Origin of the sequence: Larkinella sp. (assembly GCF_965227735.1) — a bacterium.
Lineage (GTDB): Bacteria > Bacteroidota > Bacteroidia > Cytophagales > Spirosomataceae > Larkinella.
In genome coordinates this window covers 2,001,263-2,019,814 of the sequence record NZ_OZ245776.1, presented here as the reverse complement: position 1 = coordinate 2,019,814, position 18,552 = coordinate 2,001,263, and the positions used below count along the sequence as shown (strand labels likewise).

Genomic DNA, 18,552 nt, shown 5'->3' with positions numbered 1-18,552 from the left:
CATCAGTCGATGATAAACCACGTTGAAAATCAGATTGGAGGAGATTATAAAACTGCCGAAGACACAGCAGGAGGAGTTACGGGCAACAATAAGAAAAGAAACGGGATGAGTCGACAAAAACCGGGTAGCCTGAAGGCTGGCGGAGTAAAAGAAGTGTTTGCATGGGATTTCGAATTTATACGTTTCAATAAGTGAACAGATCCTGGTTCCGTTGGATAGAAACAGAAGGATGCTTCCGGGCTGCCCCTTCGCTGCTGTTGTATAAATCCACGACTACTTTGCAGGTAGTAATTGAAGACGGTGTAAAGATAAGGACGACCGTTTCGTATTTCCAAATTATTCTACATAATTTATAGAGATAGTATGGAAATGTTTTTTGAACTCCCACTGCCCTTTACGAATGGTCAGTTTGGTTCCGGTTTTTTGACCAGTATACTTCCTGCACGGCTTTGGCAAAAGCGACCCGATCCGATTTTCGGTATCTTTCAACCGTACTGCGACCGGAAGGCGGGGTAAATCGGACGGCAACTTCCTGACAGGCTTTCCAGATTTCCGGATTGGCCTTGATTTTCAGTTGCTGAAGCGGGGTGTTGGCCGCAAACCACAAGCGTTCGATGTTGGACACCGTTACTTTCATGACGAAGTAAGCCATTTTCAACAGGGTTTTGCGGGTGGATTTACCCGCAGTGGTCATGGCAGCAACGGCTTGAAAACCATCCCGTTTTCAAGCCGTTGCTGCCGGGTCGATTTTATTTATCCCACCAGATCCGGGTGGTCAGGTTGTCGGCTCCCTGGCGGGCAATCGCGTCTGCGTAGTTTTTCGAATTCAGCGATTTTTCGGCCACGGCGTAGCCCTGTCTCCTCGGAATGGAAGCGATCGAGCCGTTGGGAGCGGGGGTCAGTTTCGGGAAACCCGTTCTCCGCCAGTCGGTCCAGGCTTCGTAGCCGTTCAGGTACTGGTGCACCCATTTCTGGGTAATGATCAGTTCGAGACCTTTGGTGGCCGAATAGGCAATGGCCGGATTGGCGATGTACGCACTGTATTTGGCGGTATCGAACACACCGTATTGCGTAAAGGATTGTTTGATCCCCTCCAGGTAGTATTCGGATGCTTTGGTGTCGCCCCCGCTGAGGTAACCCACTTTGGCTCCTTCGGCCAGCACAAACAGCACCTGCGCGTAGGTATAGACCGCAGCCGGGGAATTGTCTTTTCGGAAAGAGTCGCCCACGCGGCTGTAGATACTGGGAATGTTGCGGGCGGTCGACAAACCGTAGGATAGTCCCACGATCTTGTTGCCCGGCAGCACTTCGCCATACACCGGCAACCGGGGGTCAGCCAGCGGTTCGAGGTAATCCGTCAGTGTGGAACTGATGGCGTAGTCGTTCCGGGTGTTGATCGAATAATGGACATACCAGGGGTTGAAGTTGTTGGGGTCACCGGCGATGTATTTGTAGAAAATATTATCGCTCTGGCTAGTCAAAATTCCGTCGGCAATCGCGGCATTGAATTCGGTTTTCCCTTTTTCAAAGTCATTTTTGATGAGTCGCAGAGCCGCAAAAAGCCGGGTGGTGTTGGCAAACTTTTTCCACTTCGTTACGTCGCCGTTGAACAGGATGTCGCCACTGGGTCCGCTTTCAGCCGTGGTCAACTGCGCCGACGCTTCGGTCAGTTCCTTGAACACCTGGTAGTACACGTCCTTCTGGGAATCGTATTTTGGGGAATAATTCACGGCTCCCTTCAAGGCATCCGAATAGGGGAGATCGCCGTAGCGATCGGTCAGCCACCAGAAGTAATACGCTTTCAGAATCCGGGCCACGGCAATCTGGTTCGTTTTGGAACCATTGACTCCGGGATCGGCATTGGAAGCGCCCTCGTTGTTGTAGTTGATAATCGTTTGGAGGTTGTTCAGCGGTTTGTAATAATATTCGGCCCAGTCGAAGTTGACCGTGGAATACAGCGATGCACCGGGATAGGGGCCTTCCGAGATGTACTGGCTGTATAGAATGCCGCTGTTGATGCCAAAAACCGTGCCGTGCAGATCCTGCAACGAGTTCGTTAGTAAGGACTTGGTAGTAGCCGTGGCCACCTGCGTCGGGTTGACGTTCAGGTCGCCAAATTCGCCCGGTTTGCAGGATGCAGCCAGCAGCAGGACGGTAAACGAGATATAACCAGCTAGTTTTTTCATGATTCCGGGAAAATTAAAGAGTGAGTCGCAGGTTGAAACCGGTTGTGCGGGAGGAGGAAAGCTGCCCTCCCTCGTACCAGTAGTTTTCGATTTCGGAGGGGTCGAGGCCCCATTTCCGGGCCGGAGCCGCAATCAGCAGGGCGTTGTTGACCAGAATGCCGAAGTTGGCCTGCGAAATGCCGATGCGGGAAAGTAGCTTGGCCGGAAGCGAGTACCCAAACCGGACTTCACGGAGTTTTACGTACGACGCATCCAGAATCAGGTTCCGGCTGTCGCGCTGGTAATTGGTGTAATAATACAACCGGGCCGGTACATACACCGTCAGCGGAGCATCATTCAGCACGCCATCCATCCGAACACCACCGCCCGCAGCCGGAAAATCGCGGATGTCGTTGCCTTTATCATTAACGCCCACGGTGTATTCCGACAAGCCGGTGCCGACGTTAAACATTTTGGTGGTGGAATAGAACAGCCCGCCTTTCTGGAAATCGAGCGAAAACGACAGGTTGAACGGCCCGTAGCTGAGCGTATTGTACAGACCGCCCGTCAGATCCGGCTGGATGTTGCCCAGGTAATTGCCGGTCGTGTAGGAAACCGTGCCGTTGGCGGCCGAGAAAACGGGCAGTCCGGCGGCATTGGTGGTCCAGATGCGGCCGTAAATATTGCCCCACTTCTGGCCTTTGTTGGCTTCCACCCGAATGTCTCCGCTGGTCGCGTACGTATAGGTGTTCAGGTCGGCGGTCAGGTCTTTCACGAACGACACGTTGCGGGCCAGGTTCAGCGTCAGATCCCAACTGAAGTTGCCGCGTTTGACGGGCGTTCCCGACAGGCTCAGTTCCCAGCCTTTCCGCTGAATGTTCCCGGCGTTGACCTGCGCCGAGGAATAGCCGGAAGTGGGCGAAACGTCCAGACTCAGGATCTGGTTGATGTTGTTGTCGACGTAATACGCAAAATCGACGTTCAGTTTGTTGAAAAGCCGTACTTCGGCCCCCACTTCCCACGATTTGCTCAGGGCCGGTTGCACCTGACCGGTTCGGTACTGGTTGCCAATCTCCACGGACGGATTCCCGTTATAGAGCGAACCGTTGACGAGGGCGGTATTGACCTGATTGAAACCCAGATCGGAGCCGACCTGCGCGTAGGACGCCCGAAGTTTGGCGTAGGGGAGCACATTTTTCACCCCGCCATCGAGGAGTTCCGAGAACACGAAGCTTCCCGAAATCGAGGGATAGAGGTACGAATTGTTGTTGACCGGCAGGGCCGACGACCAGTCATTCCGCAGCGTTCCGTCGACGAAGAGGAAATTCTTATACCCCAGCGACGCCTTCCCGTAGACACTCTGTACATCTTTCTGGTTGATCACGCGGGCCGTAGTGGGCCGGGTGATGGAAGCGGCAATGTCGAAGTAATTGGGAGATGACAAACCGCCGGTTGTTCCGTTGAACAGAAAGTCATAGCGGTTCTGGCGGAGGTTTCCACCCACGAAGCCCGTCAGCGACAGGTCGTTGAACGATTTTTTGAAGTTCAGATTGGCTTCAAAGTTCGATTCGTTGTCGTTCAGAAAATAGAGGGAATACGAATCCAGCCGTTTGCCTCCCGTTCCGATCCGGAAATCCCCGCTACCGGGATTGAGGCTTGTGCGGGCCGCAGCCGTAATGGTAAACACATCGTTGATCAGGTAATTGAGTCCGATATTCCCCGAAAGGCGGGTTCGTTTTTCCGTTCCGTATTCTTCATAGGCCGAGAAATAGGGGCTGTTCATGTACTGCGGCCGTTGAATGACGCTCAGGTCACCCGTTCCGTTGGGGTTGCCAATGTTCCAGGAAATGATCGCGCCGTTTTCGGCCCGGTAATTCTTGAGCCGGTCAATGTCGAGCTGTCGCTGAAACCACTGGTTGAAGACCATCGTCGGGCTGATCGAGTTGTAGCCTTCGATGGGTTTGCCTTTCGTGTAATTGCTGGTCAGAGTAAGGTCGGTCGAAACCGTCAGCCGCTTGCTGACGTCGTAGGAACCGGTGATACCGACCTGGTGCTGATCCCGGTACGCGTTCGGGAACGTCAGCGTACGGTGCTGGTTGGCGTAGGTGATGCGGTATTCCGATTTTTCGCCCCCGCCACTGACCGAAACCGTGTTATTAAGATTGACGCCGGTTTTGAAGAAATCCCGGACGTTGTTGGGCTGGGCGGTCAGCGTGGTGGTTTTTCCGAAATCAGAACCCTGGTACCACGACCAGTAGGCGCGGTATTCCTGGCCATTGATTTTCGGTCCCCAGCTCTCATCAGCTCCGTAGTCCAGAAAACGCTGCCCGTTAAACGAGGCCCAACTGGCGGGATGAACGGCAGGATTGTATTTGAAAACCATGAAGCCCTCATCGTCCAGCGTCGTCCCTTTGCTGGTCTGGTTCGACGCGTAGCCACCGGCATAGGCGTCCTGGTAGGTTGGCGTAATGTACAGATTCTCAAACGAAGCCCCCAGGTTGAACTCAATTTTGGGAGCGGTTTTCCGGGTGCCGCGTTTGGTCGTGATCAGCACCACGCCGTTGGCCGCCCGGTTGCCGTAGAGGGCCGTGGCCGACGCGCCTTTCAGCACCGAGATGCTCTCCACGTTGTCCATAATAATGTTTTGCTGGTCGGTGGGGGTGCCATCGACGATGTACAGCGGGTTGTTACCGGTGGAACCGTACGACGAAATACCGGGTCCGGTTGCGCCGGGGGTGGTGTTGGCGCCACTCACCTGCGGGGCCAGCGTGTTGATGCCGCGGATGACGATGTTGGCGTTGTCGAAACTCGAACTGGGAGAGCCCGACAACTGCACCCCGGCCACCTTGCCCGCCAGCGAGGAGTTGACATCGACGGATTTGGTAAACGTCAGATTGTCGCCTTTCACTTCCTGAACGGAGTAGCCCAGGGCTTTGCGTTCGCGTTTTTCGCCCAGTGCCGTCACGACGATTTCGGAGAGTTGCCGGGCGTCGTCGACCAGCCTGACGTCGATTACAGACCGTTGGCCGATCGCCTGTTCCTCATTTTTCTTGCCAATGAAGGAGAAAATCAGGGTGCCACCCGCCGAAGGAACGCTGATTTTGTAGGTTCCGTCCTGACTCGTTACGGCGCCGGTCGTGGTGCCTTTCAGGAGAATGTTGACGCCGGGGATGGGCGATCCGTCGCTCTGGTCAATGACTTTTCCGGTGACGGATCGCTCCTGGGCCATCGCGGTAAACGCGAGAAACAGAGCCGCAATCGTGGCTAGGTAGAAACTTCTCATGGTACATTTATTTAGGTTGATAAGCAATTGATTGAAAAAGGCGGTCGGAATTTAAGAGGTCTGTTGGGCTGCTGAAGACTTTGATCGGAAAACGCTGACTAACCCGATCACTTTTCTCAGGCGTTGAACCAGTACCGGGATTAGCTCCGGACTTCCAACCCGGACTCTCAGATACCCTTCGGAACGCAGGCCGGTGGATTCGATCCGGACAGCCAGAATATGCGCCAGATCGTCGTTACTGACGGCTTTCAGCACATCGTGGGTAAATCCCTGTCGGTCGAAACCCAGAATATGGAGCGTAACCAATTCACTGGTCAGATTTCGATTTTCGTCGGCAAAGCGGTAGCAGGAAGTCGGGATCATGGGTGGAATGAGGTTGATGAATAGACGCTGGTCAAAGAGCATGGGTAATCAAACGGATGTTCAGTCAGTCGCAACCGGAAACGTGGAATGAATGAGTAACGAAAGACTACCGAAGTCAGAATTCAGCAACAACAGCAAGGGAAAATACACGTAAATGAGACCGGAACCGGATCATTCAGACGGAGAGGAGGTAACGCATTTTTCTGCATGGATGGTAAATCTATACGTTTCAATTCGGGGAATACCTCCCGTTTCCTGCAGGCGAAATGGAAGGTGCTGCAAAGATAAAATAGTAAATCAGGGAATTCCAAATACTATTCTATAAAATTTATAGATTTACTATTTTAAAAAGTAAGTTACATTGAAATCGGTTTTATTTCCCGCTTCAGATTAGAATATTTCACGTACAGATAGAATTATACGACTATTCTGGGTCTATTTCTCAAAAAAACTCGAAAGGAGTTGCATTTTAGTAGAGGTAGTACTTTACTTTGTCTGCTGATTAAGTAGAATTACAATTTACCCGGACTTTTGTTAACCACCAGCAAAGGGATCGGAAGCAACTAACTTTTTTCATTTACGACAATGAAAGGGATATTTACGTCTTTTTCGTCATCGAACCCGATGGCACAGGTGGTCTATTCTCATCCCATTTTGGCTTGTGCGCCCTGCGGGCGATGCTGTTGTTGTTAAACGCCAGTTACTCTTCTTCTTTCCGTTCATTTTTTGGCTGACACCCCGATAGACAGGCCCGCCAGGCTTATCTGATTTTTCGGTGGTTGATTATTCTTATGGGCCTGCCGGCCTGTTTATCGGGTTTTTCGCCAGAAATCAATACGATGCTATTAAATCTATATAAAAAATATAGATTTAATAGTTTATTACAGGTAGACAAACCGCTTTTCCGGTTCAGCAAGAGAAAAGTGGCGTTGTCTCTTCATCATTTGATCCATTTTAATTTCTCTGTTTTACATGGAAACAACTATTCCACTCGGTCGAATCATTCCCTTGTTGAAAACCGTGTTGCTGCTGGTTTTACTACCACTAACGGCCTTTTCCCAGACCCGGCTGCTTACCGGAACCGTGACCAGTCAGGACGATAACCAACCCCTGCCGGGCGTCAACATCGTTGTTCAGGGAACCAATGTCGGTTCACAAACCGATGCGGGCGGCAAGTTCTCGCTGCAGGTGCCACCGACCGGCAAAACGCTGGTTATTACGTCCATCGGTTATGTAGCCAAGGAACTGCCCATCGGCAATCAGACGTCGTTTGCCATTATCCTGACTGCCGACACGCGTCAACTCAATGAAGTGATTGTTACCGGCTACTCCAGCGAAAGCAAAAAGGCGTTTACGGGCTCGGCCTCCAAGGTTTCGGCAACGCAACTGGAAAACCGCCCGGCTCAAAGCCTCGATCAACTCCTGGGCGGGCAGGCTGCCGGTGTCAACATCGTTCAGCCCAGCAGTGCCCTGAACGCAACCCCGGTTTTTCGCATCCGGGGAATCAATTCTATTACGTCATCGGTGTATCCGCTGATTCTGGTCGATGGAGTTACGGTTTTTACGGGTTCAGCCGGTGGCGCGGTGGGCAACAACCCGCTGGCCGACATCAATCCCAGCGACATCGAAACCATTGACATTCTGAAAGATGCCTCGGCAACGGCCATTTACGGTTCCCGGGCTGCCAACGGTGTCGTGGTCATTACGACCAAAAAAGGCAAGAAGGGCCGGACCAAGGTGAGCTACGATGGCTGGGTGAGCTTCAGTAAACCGTTCAATCTGTTGCCGCTGCTGAACCCCGCCGATTACGTAACGATCAAAAACGAAGCCCGGGTCAACGCCGGTCTGACCCCCGGTTTTGTGCTGGGGAAAAATGCGGATGGCAGCGACGTCGGCACCGATTGGAACGATGTCGCGTATCAAACCGGGGTGTCGCAGAACCATACCGTCAGCATTTCGGGGGCGAATGACGCCACCAACTATTTCCTGTCGCTCAACCATTCCGACCAGAACGGTATTCTGAAAACCAATACGTTCAAACGGCAGTCGGCGCGCCTGAATCTGGAGCATAAACTAAACCGCAGCATCAGCATCGGAACCAGCTTAACGTACAGCAAATCCGTCAATGCCGGGCCCAATTCGGGCGCGATTGGTCCCAACTCGGTGGCGTCTTCGTCCGGAAACAGTGTAAACACGCAGTACATTGGTCTGCAACCCCTGGCGCGGCTGACCTACATTCTGCCTCCCAACGTACCGGTTTACAACCCGGACGGATCGTACAACATCAACCGGGCGAACGGCAACATCGGCTATGGGCCCAACAGCGCGGCCCTCGGCGTTTTTAATGCCTACAACCTGCAAACGATTCTGGATCTGGACAAAAATTCATCCGAAAACAACACCCTGATCGGCAGCGTTTTCGCAGAAATTGAACTCCTGAAAGACCTGAAACTGAAAACCGTCTACGGGATTGATAACTACGTGGTTGAAAACAAGGAGTTCCGGAATCCCTACAGTGGCGACGGTTTTGCCACCAACGGGGCAGCCACCAATTCCAATACGGTGTACTTCCGCTCCAACTGGACGAACACGCTTTCCTACAGCACCACCTTTGCTGAGAACCATAATCTGAGATTGCTCGTCGGGCACGAGGAAATTTACCGGAAAGTGGATGGCTGGGGCGCAACCCGCACCGGTTTGGCCGATCCGTTTTATACCAATTATCAAGGCGGTTTCACCACCATCACACCGACCGCGAACGTCTTTTCGGAAAACGGTTTGCTGTCGTATTTCAGCAATGTGAGTTACGACTACAAGCGCAAGTATTTGTTCAGTTTCAACTTCCGGCGGGATGGTCTGTCGGCGCTGGCTGCGGGAAACAAGTGGGGCAACTTTGGCGGAGGGTCGGTAGGCTGGAACCTGTCGGAGGAACCGTTTTACAAAAATGCCTCGCTGTCGCAAACGCTCAACGACGTCAAAATCCGGGCCAGTTACGGCATTGTCGGCAACAGCAGCCTGAACGATTACGCGGCCCTGTCGCAGTTTGGATCGGGTACGTATGCGGGAGTCGCCAGCCTTTCGTTCGGGCAGGCCGGAAACCCGGATTTGCGTTGGGAGTCGAGCAAGAAAATTGACATCGGCCTGAACATCGGTTTGTGGAATAACCGCATCACGCTGGAGGCCGATTACTACAAAAATACCATCGACGGTCTGATTCTGAACGCGCCCCAGCCGCTGTCGAAAGGCATTCCGGGCAATTCGATTGCCGCCAACGTGGGATCGTTATACAACGAAGGCGTTGAACTGGCGATCAACGCCGGGATTCTGACCAAAGGCAAATTTCAGTGGAATGCGAGTTTCAACATCGCCACGCTCAAAAACCGGGTGACCTCCTTAGGGCCCGGCGGTGACATTTACCCCGCCAACCTCAGCACCTTCGGCATTCAGAACATCACCCGCGTGGGCTATTCGGTCGGCTCCATTTTTGCAGTGCCGTCGCCGGGCGTCAATCCGGCCAATGGCAACAAGCTGTACATCAACCGCAACAACGAAACGGTTCAGTATGACGCGGTGGCCAAGCGGTTTACCTACCTCGAAGGCGGTACGGCCCCGGCCATCGATAACTATGCCGATGGCCGGATTCAGGGACCTTCGCTGCCGACCTACTATGGCGGATTCAACAACAACCTGGCGTACGGGGACTTCGACGTTGTGATTGGGATCATCTTTTCCGGCGGCAACAAACTCTACAACGGAACCCGGGCCACGCTTTCCGATCAGCGGTATTTCAACAATGGCACGTTTATCAAGGATCGCTGGACTACGCCGGGCCAGGTGACCGACATTCCGAAACTGGTTTGGGGCGACAGCTTCACCGGCGGTTTTTCGTCGGCCAACACGACCAATGTCGAGGAGGGTTCGTTTGTCAAGCTGAAAAATGTGGCGCTGGGCTACCGCGTGCCAGTGCAGCGGATCGGAATTGCCAAATACATCGCATCGGCGCGGGCCTACGTGCAGGCGGCTAACCTCTTCACGATCACCAACTACACCGGTTCCGATCCCGAAGTTTCGATTAACGGCAACTCCATCAATTCCGGGAAAGACCAGAACGTGCCGGTCAATGCGTCGGTGTTCACTGTCGGTTTAAATGTCGGTTTTTAAATTTTCTCAACAGGACTTTCACTTTCGCCCCGTTCCCCTGAAGGACGGTCGGCCGCTGCCGGACTTTTAGCATCCAGATTAACCGCGTCCAAGTCCCCTTCAGGGGAACGGGGCAAAAGTGGAAGTCATACACAAGTCATTATCCATGAAATCAATTCGCAACTATACATTCTACACGGTTTTGGCACTGGCCCTTGTGCTGTCGGCCTGCCAGGAAGACCTGCTGGACAAGTCGCCGGTTACCACCATTTCCAACGAGTCGGCCTACAGCACACCCGCCAAAGTGCTGGCGCAGGTGAACGGTTTGTACGCACAGTTCAGCAGCCAGTCGTTTTACGGGGGCCGGTTTATTGTTTTTAACGAACAACGCGGCAACGAATTCAGCCAGAACGATGGCAATAACTCGACCGGTGCCAACGTCTGGAACCAGTCGATTACGGCATCGGGGGATTTTGTCAACGCGGTCTGGAGTGCGGCTTATACGACGATCAATTCGTCCAATCTGCTGATCGAAAACCTGACCAACTCGACAGTGGTGGGCGATTCGCTGCGTAAAAATTACATCGCCGAAGCCAAGTTTCTCCGGGCGTTCAGTTACCTGAGTCTGGTGCAAACCTACGCCAAACCGTTTGCCCAGAGCAGCAGCAGCCCGGCTTTGCCCCTGCGTCTGAAAGCCGAAACGTCGGGCAGTAACAACGACTTTCCGTTCAGCACCGTTGCCGAAGTCTATACGCAGGTTATCAAGGATTTGAACGAAGCCGAAACCGATTTGCCAGCCACCTATGCAACGGCGCTCCTGAACGCGTCGCGGGCGCACAAAGCGACGGCGATTGCCCTGAAAACCCGGGCGTATCTGTCGAAAGGGGATTATGCCAATGTGGTGATAGAAGCGGCTAAACTGGTGCCCACGACCGCCCCCTACCAGTATGTTTCGGGAACGCTGACGCACCGGCTGGAAGCCAGCATCGCCACGGTTTTTGGCGGATCGTACGTCGGCGGTGAAGCCCTGTTTACCATTCCGTTTATTAACCCCGCCGAAGCACCGGGTTTGCAGAGCGCGCTGGCTGCCAATTACTTATCGCCGGTTCTGTACCTGAGCACCACGGCCATTGCGGCTGATCCGGTTTTCGCTTCGGCTACCTCGACGGATGCCCGTAAGAACCTGATTACCACCAACGCAACGGGCCAGAAACTGCTGCGGAAGTTTCCGAAAAATTCGGCGCCCTATACCGATTACGTTCCCCTGATTCGCTACGCCGAAGTCCTGCTGAATTATGCCGAAGCGGCTGCCCAAACCGGCAATCTAACCACGGCCACGGCTTTGCTGAAGGCCGTTCGAAACCGGTCGGATGCGGCTTTTACGTTTACGACGGGCCTTGGTTCGAAAGATGAACTGGTCAGCACCATCCTGAACGAGCGACGCATCGAATTGCTGGGCGAAGGGTTCCGGACGCCCGACCTGCTGCGTCGCGTACAGCCTTTACCGGCCAAAACCGGCAATGCCGGAACGGCTCCTGAAATCGCACCAACAGCCGGTAATTATGTCTGGGCGATTCCGAGCAACGAGTTGGCGTATAATGCGTTAGCGCCACGTTAATGCTGTTTTTTAATTACCACTTTCTGTCAGTTGAATGTCCTTTATCATGAAAAAGACCCTCGCGCTATTCACCCTCGCAGCCCTACCTTTTTACGCCTTCAGTACAAATCCTGGCGACGGAAAATCGCCCAAAGCTGTTGCCGATAAGATTTACATCAATGGCAAAATCATCACCGTCAATGCCTCCAATTCTGTAGCGCAGGCGGTGGCCGTGCAGGGCGGCAAAATTCTGGAGGTCGGCTCGACGGCGGATATTTCCAAACTGAAAGGAGCCAATACCGTCGTTGTGGATCTGGGTGGAAAAACCGTTATTCCCGGTTTCATCGACGGGCATAGCCACTTCATGGGCCTGGGCCGGGCCAAAACTGCCAACGTGGCGGCCCCGCCAGTTGGCCCGGTCAAAAACATCGCCGATCTGGTGGCCGAATTGCAGAAACACAAAGCCGACAAGAAGATACCGGATGGCGAATGGATCAGCGGTTTCGGCTACGACGTTGACCAGTTGGCGGAGAAACGGCACCCGACCAAAGAGGATCTGGACGGTGCTTTTCCGAACAATCCGGTGGTGATTACGCACGTTTCGGGCCACATGGCCGTCGCCAATTCGGCGGCTCTGAAAGCTGCGGGCATCGACAGCAGCACGAAAGATCCGGCGGGCGGGATGATTGTTCGGAAAACAGGAACGACCGAACCCGAAGGGCTGCTTCAGGAAAAGGCGCAGGGACTGATTCGGGGTAGGGGTGACAGTAAACCGCAGACGCTGGATGATCAGATCAATGATTTAAAGGATCAGCAGACGTTCTACGCCAGCCACGGCATTACGACGGCCCAGGACGGCAGCACCAGTTTCGAATCGCTGCAACTGCTCAAAAAAGCCGCCGAACGCAAGGCCCTGTTCATCGACATTGAAACGCTGCCGTCGTACGGGATCATCGACAAGGTGCTGGGGAATCCGGATTTCAAATACGGTGTACTGGATAACCACCTGAAATTGAATGGCTTCAAGTTTGTGTCCGACGGTTCTCCGCAGGGGAAAACCGCCTTTTTCGGGAAACCGTATCTGACCAAAGTGCCGGGCTGCGACAACATCGAGTGCAAAGGCTTTCCGGTAACGACGCAGGAGCAGTTTAACGCGGCTGTTAAAAAAGGGTTCGAAAACAACATTCAGGTGTTTGTGCACTGCAACGGCGACGCGGCCATCGACATGTACCTCACGGCCATCGAAGCGGCCAACCGCGACCTGAAAACGACCAGCACGGCCCGGCGACCCGTCGTGATTCACTCCCAGTTTGTGCGCGCCGACCAGTTGGATCAATACAAAAAGCTGGGGCTGGTGCCGTCGTTTTTCACGAACCACACCTTCTTCTGGGGGGATGTTCACGTCCAGAATTTAGGCGAGGACCGGGCCTTTTATTCGAGTCCGCTGAAATCGGCCCTGAAGCGTGACATTCCTTTTACGAACCACACGGACTACGGCGTTACGCCGGTCAATCACCTGTTTTTGCTGTGGTCGTCGGTCAACCGCCAGTCGCGTTCCGGAAAAACCATCGGGCCGGAGGAGCGGGTTACGCCCATCGAAGGACTGCGTGCGCTGACGATCAACGGGGCGTACCAGTATTTTGAAGAAAAAACGAAAGGCTCCATCGAAAAGGGGAAGCTGGCCGATCTGGTGGTGTTGTCGGACAATCCGCTGACCATTGATCCGCTAAAAATCAAAGACATCGTTGTGCTGGAAACCATCAAGGAAGGCCAGACGGTGTTCAAACGATAGCTTTTTAATTGACAGAAAAGTTAGTTGTATGTGTCTAGTAGGGAGCGCTTTGCTCCCTGCTACATTTTTTTTAAGAGACCATTGACCGCTGACTATTAACTGCAGACCATCGTCCATAGTCACTTAGCCCATTCACAATCATGACTTTATCGAACATAAAAACCGTATCCATCCGGACGCCCCAGCGCGTTGCGGAAATCTCCTGGTTCAACGACATCATCGGGGGCGACACCGAGTATCTGGGCGTTCTGGACGACGGGCGCCGGAGCAATTTTCAGCATTGTCGCGACATCACGCTGACGGCCGAAAACCGGGGGTTCAGCTCCATTCTGTTTCCTACGGCGTTCACGGTCGGGCAGGATGTGCTGACGTTTGCCGCCGGAGTAGCACCCGAAACCCAGTCTATCAACTTGCTGACGGCCATCCGAACCGGTGAAATTCATCCGCCCATGCTGGCGCGCGCCATTGCCTCGCTGGACCACATGCTGAAAGGACGCTTGATTCTCAACATCATCAACTCGGATTTGCCGGGAACGCGCGAAAACCCCGACTTCCGCTACCGCCGTTGCGCCGAAATTATCGAAATTCTGAAACAGGCCTGGACCCAGGAACGCATCGACTACAAAGGCGAGATTTACCAGTTCAACATGCCCGCCGATCCGGTGAAACCGTACCAGCAAAACGGCGGTCCGCTGCTCTATTTCGGCGGTACCTCGCCCGGTTCACGGGAAGTCTGCGCCAAACATTGCGATGTATTTCTGATGTGGCCCGAATCGGAGGAAAGCATGTACGCGACCATGCAGGACATGAGTGCGCGGGCGGCTGCCGAGGGGCGGCAAATCGATTTCGGGTTGCGCGTTCACGTCATTGTGCGCGAAACGGAAGCCGAAGCGCGGGCGTATGCCAGACGGCTGATGTCGAAATTTGATGAGCAACGCGCAAAGGAAATCCGCAGCCGGGGCGAAGATTCGCGCTCGCTGGGGGTGGTACGCCAGGACGAACTGCGCGAAACCGCCGACGATGATGGCTACGTGGAAGACATTCTCTGGACGCACATCGGCAAGGTGTTTTCGGGCTGCGGGGGCGGTTTGGTCGGGAGTCCCGAGCAGATCATCAAAAAGCTGAACCGTTATATGGATATGGGCATCCGGGCGTTCATTTTCTCCGGTTTTCCATTGATTGAAGAGGCCAATTACTTCGCCGACCTGGTTCTGCCGCATCTGCCAAACGTCTCGATGCCGGTTTTGCAAAACCGCATTCCCGCCGAAACACCCGTGACGCCCTTAACCAATTCTGTTCTGGTCTAGCCGATGGAGGATGTTCAGGTAAAGCCGGTTGTGGAACTGAAGCGCGAATTGGGATTGCTGGATGCAACGCTGCTGGTGGCGGGCGGCATGATCGGTTCCGGGATTTTTATTGTGAGTGCCGACATCACCCGCAACATTGGTTCGGCGGGCTGGCTCATTGCCGTCTGGCTGATCAGCGGTTTTATGACCCTGACGGCGGCCCTGAGCTACGGCGAGTTGAGCGGCATGTATCCGAAAGCGGGTGGGCAATACGTGTACCTGAAAGAAGCCTACAATCCGCTGGTGGCTTTTCTGTATGGCTGGAGTCTGTTTGCCGTCATCCAGACCGGAACGATTGCGGCTGTTGGCGTCTCGTTTTTCAAATTTCTGGCCTATTTCGTGCCGGAACTGAGCGAGGACGTGACGCTTTTCGCCCTGGGTTCGTTCCGGATTTCACCGGCTCAGGTGCTTTCCATCGGCCTGATTCTGCTGCTGACCTACATCAATACGAAAGGCGTGAAAGGTGGAAAAATCATCCAGACCACGTTTACGTCCACCAAAGTTTTGAGCCTGCTGGGGTTGATCGTGTTCGGGTTTATCTACCTGAAACCGGACGTCTGGACGGCCAACTGGAGCGACGCGTGGCACATTCGCAAACTGTCCGGCGACGGCTCTTTTCAAAACTACATTGGTCTTCCGGCTTTAGGTGGGGCGATTGCAGCCGCGATGGTGGGTTCGGTAATCAGTTACGATGCCTGGAACAACGTCACGTTTGTGGCCGGCGAAATCACCAACCCGAAGCGGAACATCGGTCTGAGCCTGCTGCTGGGGACGCTGATGGTTACCGTTCTGTACGTTTCGTTGAACATCATGTTTACGGCGGTTTTGCCCTTGCAGGACATCGGGTTTACGGAAAAAGACCGTGTCGGCATTGCGGCTGCCCAGGCCATTTTTGGCGCCAGCGGCACGGCCCTGTTTGCCATCATGATCATGATTGCCACGTTCGGCTGCAACAACGGTCTGATTCTGGCCGGTGCGCGGGTGTATTACAGCATGGCCAAAGACGGTTTGTTTTTCCGGAAAACCGCCCAGCTGAACCAGCACGCGGTTCCGGAATTTGCCCTCTGGATTCAAAGTCTGGTGGCGTCGGTGCTGTGTCTGAGTGGAAAATACGGCGATTTGCTGGACATGATTTCGTTCGTTGTCGTGCTGTTTTACATCCTGACGATCTGGGGGATTTTCATTCTGCGGAAGGAAAAACCGGAGGTGCCGCGCCCGTACAAAGCGTTCGGTTACCCGGTTTTACCGGCCCTGTACATCCTGATGGGCGTTGCCTTCTGCGGGTTACTCATCATTTACAAGCCAACGTATACCTGGCCGGGCCTGATCATCGCTCTGATCGGCGTCCCGATTTATTACGGAATTAACCGCCGGAACCGGGTGGACGAGTCAGTGAAAGGATAAACTATACTGGTATGAAAAAAAGCCTCGTTCTTTTGTCAATCCTGCTGGCCGGTTTGGTCGGTCCGGCGTCGAACGCCCAGACAAACCCGTTGTGGCACGAACAGAAAGTCAAGAATTACCTGCCGCACATGACCGTGCCGGAAGTCCGGGAGTTGTTGACTAAATCGGATATGGTCATCATTCCGGTGGCGGCTCTGGAGCAGCACGGACTTCATTTACCCATCGGAACCGACTACCTGAACGGTGTGGAACGCGCGAAGCTGGTGGCTCAAAAAACAGATATTCTGGTGGCGCCCGTTTTGCTGGTCGGGCAGTCGCCCTTTCATCTGGATTTTCCGGGAACGATTTCCCTTAAGGCCGAAACCATCGTTCAGGTTCACCTCGAAGCCGTCCAATCGCTGCTCCGGCACGGTTTCAAGCGGTTTTTGATTCTGAACGCCCACGGCGGAAACCGCGCCATCTGTACGTATCTGGTGGATCGCATCAACCAGGAAACCGCCGGTATTGCGGTGGAGGTAGGGGAGGCCATTGCGGCTTTTCGCAAAACCGTGCCTGCGCCGGCCACACCCGCCAAAACGACGGCGAATGCGACGGAAAAAGTCAACATTCGCGCCAAGGTATTCGACCGGCACGCGGGCGTTGGCGAAACCTCGTCGTCGCTCTACCTGACGCCCAACCTGGTGCAGATGGATCGGGCGGAAACTGCCAAATTGACGATGCCGAAACACATGGACGCCATGGTTCCGGAGGTGCTGGACGGTGACCCGGCTACTTTGCTGGTGTTTCTGGCGGAGGGTTTGAAAGCGAAAGAAACCGGCAAAAAAACATCCGCAGCCGAAATGTCGACGACGGGCGTATGGGGAATTGGTGATTTAACCACGGCTTCGTCGGAAAAAGGACGCATCGAAACCGAGCGGTTTGTGGAAGCCGCCGTCGCTTTTATCGAAAAATGGAAAGCACTCCGACCCAAAAACTGACCCCACCGCTGCTCCCGGTTAAATCCTGGACTTCCTACGGATCGCTGGTGGCGGGTCCGCTCGTCTTTTTCGTGCTGGCTTTTGCCGGACTGGTTCCGTTTGAGCCGAAGATCCAGCTGGTCATCGGAGTAGCGGGCTGGATCATGGTCTGGTGGATTACCGAGGCCGTTCCGATGCCCGTAACGGCTTTTTTGCCCCTGGTCCTGTTTCCGACCCTGGGCATTCTCGACCTGCCCACCACGGCGGCCAACTACACCAACCCGACGGTTTTGCTGTTCCTGTCCGGATTCATTTTTGCCCTGGCGATGGAACGGCATCACTTGCACACCCGGATCGCGCTGCACATCGTTAAACTCGTGGGAACCTCCAGCCAGCGGATCGTGCTGGGCTTTATGGTGGCGACGGCCTTTGTCAGCATGTGGGTGAACAATACGGCAGCCGCTTTGCTGGTTTTACCGATTGCCACTTCGGTGCTGACGCTGCTGGAAGCTGATTTTCGGGAGGCCGGTCTGCAAGCTGAATTTCGGAAGTTTTCGACCAGCCTGCTGCTGGGACTGGCCTACTGCGCCAGCATTGGCGGCATTGCCACCACCATCGGAACGCCCACCAACGCCGTTTTGCTGGGGTATTTGCGGGAGCTTTACCAGATCGACGTTTCGTTTACCGGCTGGTTTGTCGTCGGTTTTCCGCTGGCGGTTTTGATGCTGATTGCAACGTACCTGATGCTGGTGAAGGTGCTGTTTCGGGTGGATGTCAGCTCGCTGCCGAATGCTTCGGAGATTATCGATGACAAAATTACCGCGCTGGGTCCGGTCACTTTTCAGGAATACGCCGTGAGCAGCCTGTTTATACTCACGGCGGCTGGCTGGATTTTGCGCCCCGTGCTGATCGACCGGTTCGGGCTGGGTTTTCTGAACGATACCATCATTGGTATGGCAGGAGCTTTGTTGTTGTTCAGCGTTCCGGACCCTTCCAGTAAAACCGGATTGCTTTTCGACTGGACGAGTATGTCCAAACTGCCGTGGGGAATTCTGTTCGTCATCGGTGGCGGACTGGCCTTAGCCAAAACCCTGGAGAGTTCGGGCATCATCAAAATCATCGGTGAAGCCGTCGCATCGACGGGAACCCGCAATGCCTGGTATCTGATGATTGCACTGACGGGCGTGGTATTGCTCCTGAAGTTGTTCATTGCCAATACGGCTCTGGCGACTATAGCCTTACCGATGGCGTTCGGCATTGCCGACTCGACCGGGATTAACCCGATTCTGTTGGGCGCTCCGGTAACGTTTGCTGCCAGTTTTGCCTTTATCCTGCCTATGTCAACTCCACCGAATGCCATCGTATTGACCACCGGACAAGTCACCATTAAAGACATGATGCTGGCGGGTAGTTTGCTGGCTATCATTGGTTTTTTGCTCCTGATTGCGGCCGCTAAAGCGTATGCCTGGATGATTTAGTCCGTACGGTTTTAAGAATGATTGGAAA

General features: G+C 54.0%; 12 protein-coding genes. 8 read left to right on the top strand and 4 right to left on the bottom strand.

Translation table 11 applies throughout. The features are described from left to right. The first annotated feature begins 9 nt into the window (after positions 1–9). Positions 10–195, top strand: coding sequence for a hypothetical protein (locus tag ACO064_RS07670; RefSeq protein ID WP_421826801.1), 186 nt, complete (start codon positions 10–12; stop codon positions 193–195). A 199-nt stretch (positions 196–394) separates the two neighbouring features. On the opposite strand, the gene ACO064_RS07665 is transcribed toward ACO064_RS07670, so the two are convergent. From ACO064_RS07665 to ACO064_RS07650, 4 genes are read right to left on the bottom strand one after another with little or no spacing between them, the layout of a single operon-like run. After that, on the bottom strand, positions 395–694 hold the full coding sequence (locus ACO064_RS07665) for a hypothetical protein (RefSeq protein WP_421826800.1): 300 nt from the start codon (positions 692–694) through the stop codon (positions 395–397). Positions 695–749: 55 nt separating this feature from the next. Next, positions 750–2,186: a SusD/RagB family nutrient-binding outer membrane lipoprotein gene (locus tag ACO064_RS07660; RefSeq protein WP_421826799.1), complete on the bottom strand. Its 1,437-nt coding sequence runs from the start codon at positions 2,184–2,186 to the stop codon at positions 750–752. Positions 2,187–2,199: 13 nt separating this feature from the next. Next, on the bottom strand, positions 2,200–5,448 hold the full coding sequence (locus ACO064_RS07655; RefSeq protein WP_421826798.1) for a SusC/RagA family TonB-linked outer membrane protein: 3,249 nt from the start codon (positions 5,446–5,448) through the stop codon (positions 2,200–2,202). Positions 5,449–5,499: 51 nt separating this feature from the next. Continuing rightward, positions 5,500–5,853: an ACT domain-containing protein gene (locus ACO064_RS07650; protein WP_421826797.1), complete on the bottom strand. Its 354-nt coding sequence runs from the start codon at positions 5,851–5,853 to the stop codon at positions 5,500–5,502. A gap of 930 nt (positions 5,854–6,783) precedes the next feature. Here ACO064_RS07650 and ACO064_RS07645 point away from each other — a divergent pair. The 7 genes from ACO064_RS07645 (at position 6,784) to ACO064_RS07615 (ending at position 18,524) form a co-directional block, all read left to right on the top strand. After that, positions 6,784–9,972, top strand: a complete 3,189-nt coding sequence (locus tag ACO064_RS07645; protein WP_421826796.1) for a SusC/RagA family TonB-linked outer membrane protein — start codon at positions 6,784–6,786, stop codon at positions 9,970–9,972. Positions 9,973–10,117: 145 nt separating this feature from the next. Then, the gene (locus ACO064_RS07640) at positions 10,118–11,569 is read left to right on the top strand and encodes a RagB/SusD family nutrient uptake outer membrane protein (RefSeq protein WP_421826795.1); all 1,452 of its coding nucleotides are present in this window, start codon (positions 10,118–10,120) and stop codon (positions 11,567–11,569) included. A 46-nt stretch (positions 11,570–11,615) separates the two neighbouring features. Beyond that, complete coding sequence (locus ACO064_RS07635; RefSeq protein ID WP_421826794.1) at positions 11,616–13,340, top strand: amidohydrolase; 1,725 nt, start codon at positions 11,616–11,618, stop codon at positions 13,338–13,340. Between the two features lie 140 nt (positions 13,341–13,480). Beyond that, positions 13,481–14,647 carry an LLM class flavin-dependent oxidoreductase gene (locus tag ACO064_RS07630; RefSeq protein WP_421826793.1) on the top strand — a complete coding sequence of 389 codons (1,167 nt, stop codon included), beginning with the start codon at positions 13,481–13,483 and terminating at the stop codon, positions 14,645–14,647. A gap of 3 nt (positions 14,648–14,650) precedes the next feature. Then, positions 14,651–16,090 carry an APC family permease gene (locus tag ACO064_RS07625; protein ID WP_421826792.1) on the top strand — a complete coding sequence of 480 codons (1,440 nt, stop codon included), beginning with the start codon at positions 14,651–14,653 and terminating at the stop codon, positions 16,088–16,090. A gap of 11 nt (positions 16,091–16,101) precedes the next feature. After that, positions 16,102–17,067 carry a creatininase family protein gene (locus ACO064_RS07620; RefSeq protein ID WP_421826791.1) on the top strand — a complete coding sequence of 322 codons (966 nt, stop codon included), beginning with the start codon at positions 16,102–16,104 and terminating at the stop codon, positions 17,065–17,067. Then, on the top strand, positions 17,040–18,524 hold the full coding sequence (locus ACO064_RS07615) for an SLC13 family permease (protein ID WP_421826790.1): 1,485 nt from the start codon (positions 17,040–17,042) through the stop codon (positions 18,522–18,524). Before ACO064_RS07620 ends, ACO064_RS07615 begins: the two co-directional genes overlap by 28 nt. Positions 18,525–18,552 lie beyond the last annotated feature (28 nt).

Coding starts and splice junctions, on each gene's coding strand:
- ACO064_RS07670 (WP_421826801.1), top strand. CDS start 10: ATGATAAACCACGTTGAAAATCAGATTGGAGGAGATTATAAAACTGCC.
- ACO064_RS07665 (WP_421826800.1), bottom strand. CDS start 694: ATGACCACTGCGGGTAAATCCACCCGCAAAACCCTGTTGAAAATGGCT.
- ACO064_RS07660 (WP_421826799.1), bottom strand. CDS start 2,186: ATGAAAAAACTAGCTGGTTATATCTCGTTTACCGTCCTGCTGCTGGCT.
- ACO064_RS07655 (WP_421826798.1), bottom strand. CDS start 5,448: ATGAGAAGTTTCTACCTAGCCACGATTGCGGCTCTGTTTCTCGCGTTT.
- ACO064_RS07650 (WP_421826797.1), bottom strand. CDS start 5,853: ATGCTCTTTGACCAGCGTCTATTCATCAACCTCATTCCACCCATGATC.
- ACO064_RS07645 (WP_421826796.1), top strand. CDS start 6,784: ATGGAAACAACTATTCCACTCGGTCGAATCATTCCCTTGTTGAAAACC.
- ACO064_RS07640 (WP_421826795.1), top strand. CDS start 10,118: ATGAAATCAATTCGCAACTATACATTCTACACGGTTTTGGCACTGGCC.
- ACO064_RS07635 (WP_421826794.1), top strand. CDS start 11,616: ATGAAAAAGACCCTCGCGCTATTCACCCTCGCAGCCCTACCTTTTTAC.
- ACO064_RS07630 (WP_421826793.1), top strand. CDS start 13,481: ATGACTTTATCGAACATAAAAACCGTATCCATCCGGACGCCCCAGCGC.
- ACO064_RS07625 (WP_421826792.1), top strand. CDS start 14,651: ATGGAGGATGTTCAGGTAAAGCCGGTTGTGGAACTGAAGCGCGAATTG.
- ACO064_RS07620 (WP_421826791.1), top strand. CDS start 16,102: ATGAAAAAAAGCCTCGTTCTTTTGTCAATCCTGCTGGCCGGTTTGGTC.
- ACO064_RS07615 (WP_421826790.1), top strand. CDS start 17,040: ATGGAAAGCACTCCGACCCAAAAACTGACCCCACCGCTGCTCCCGGTT.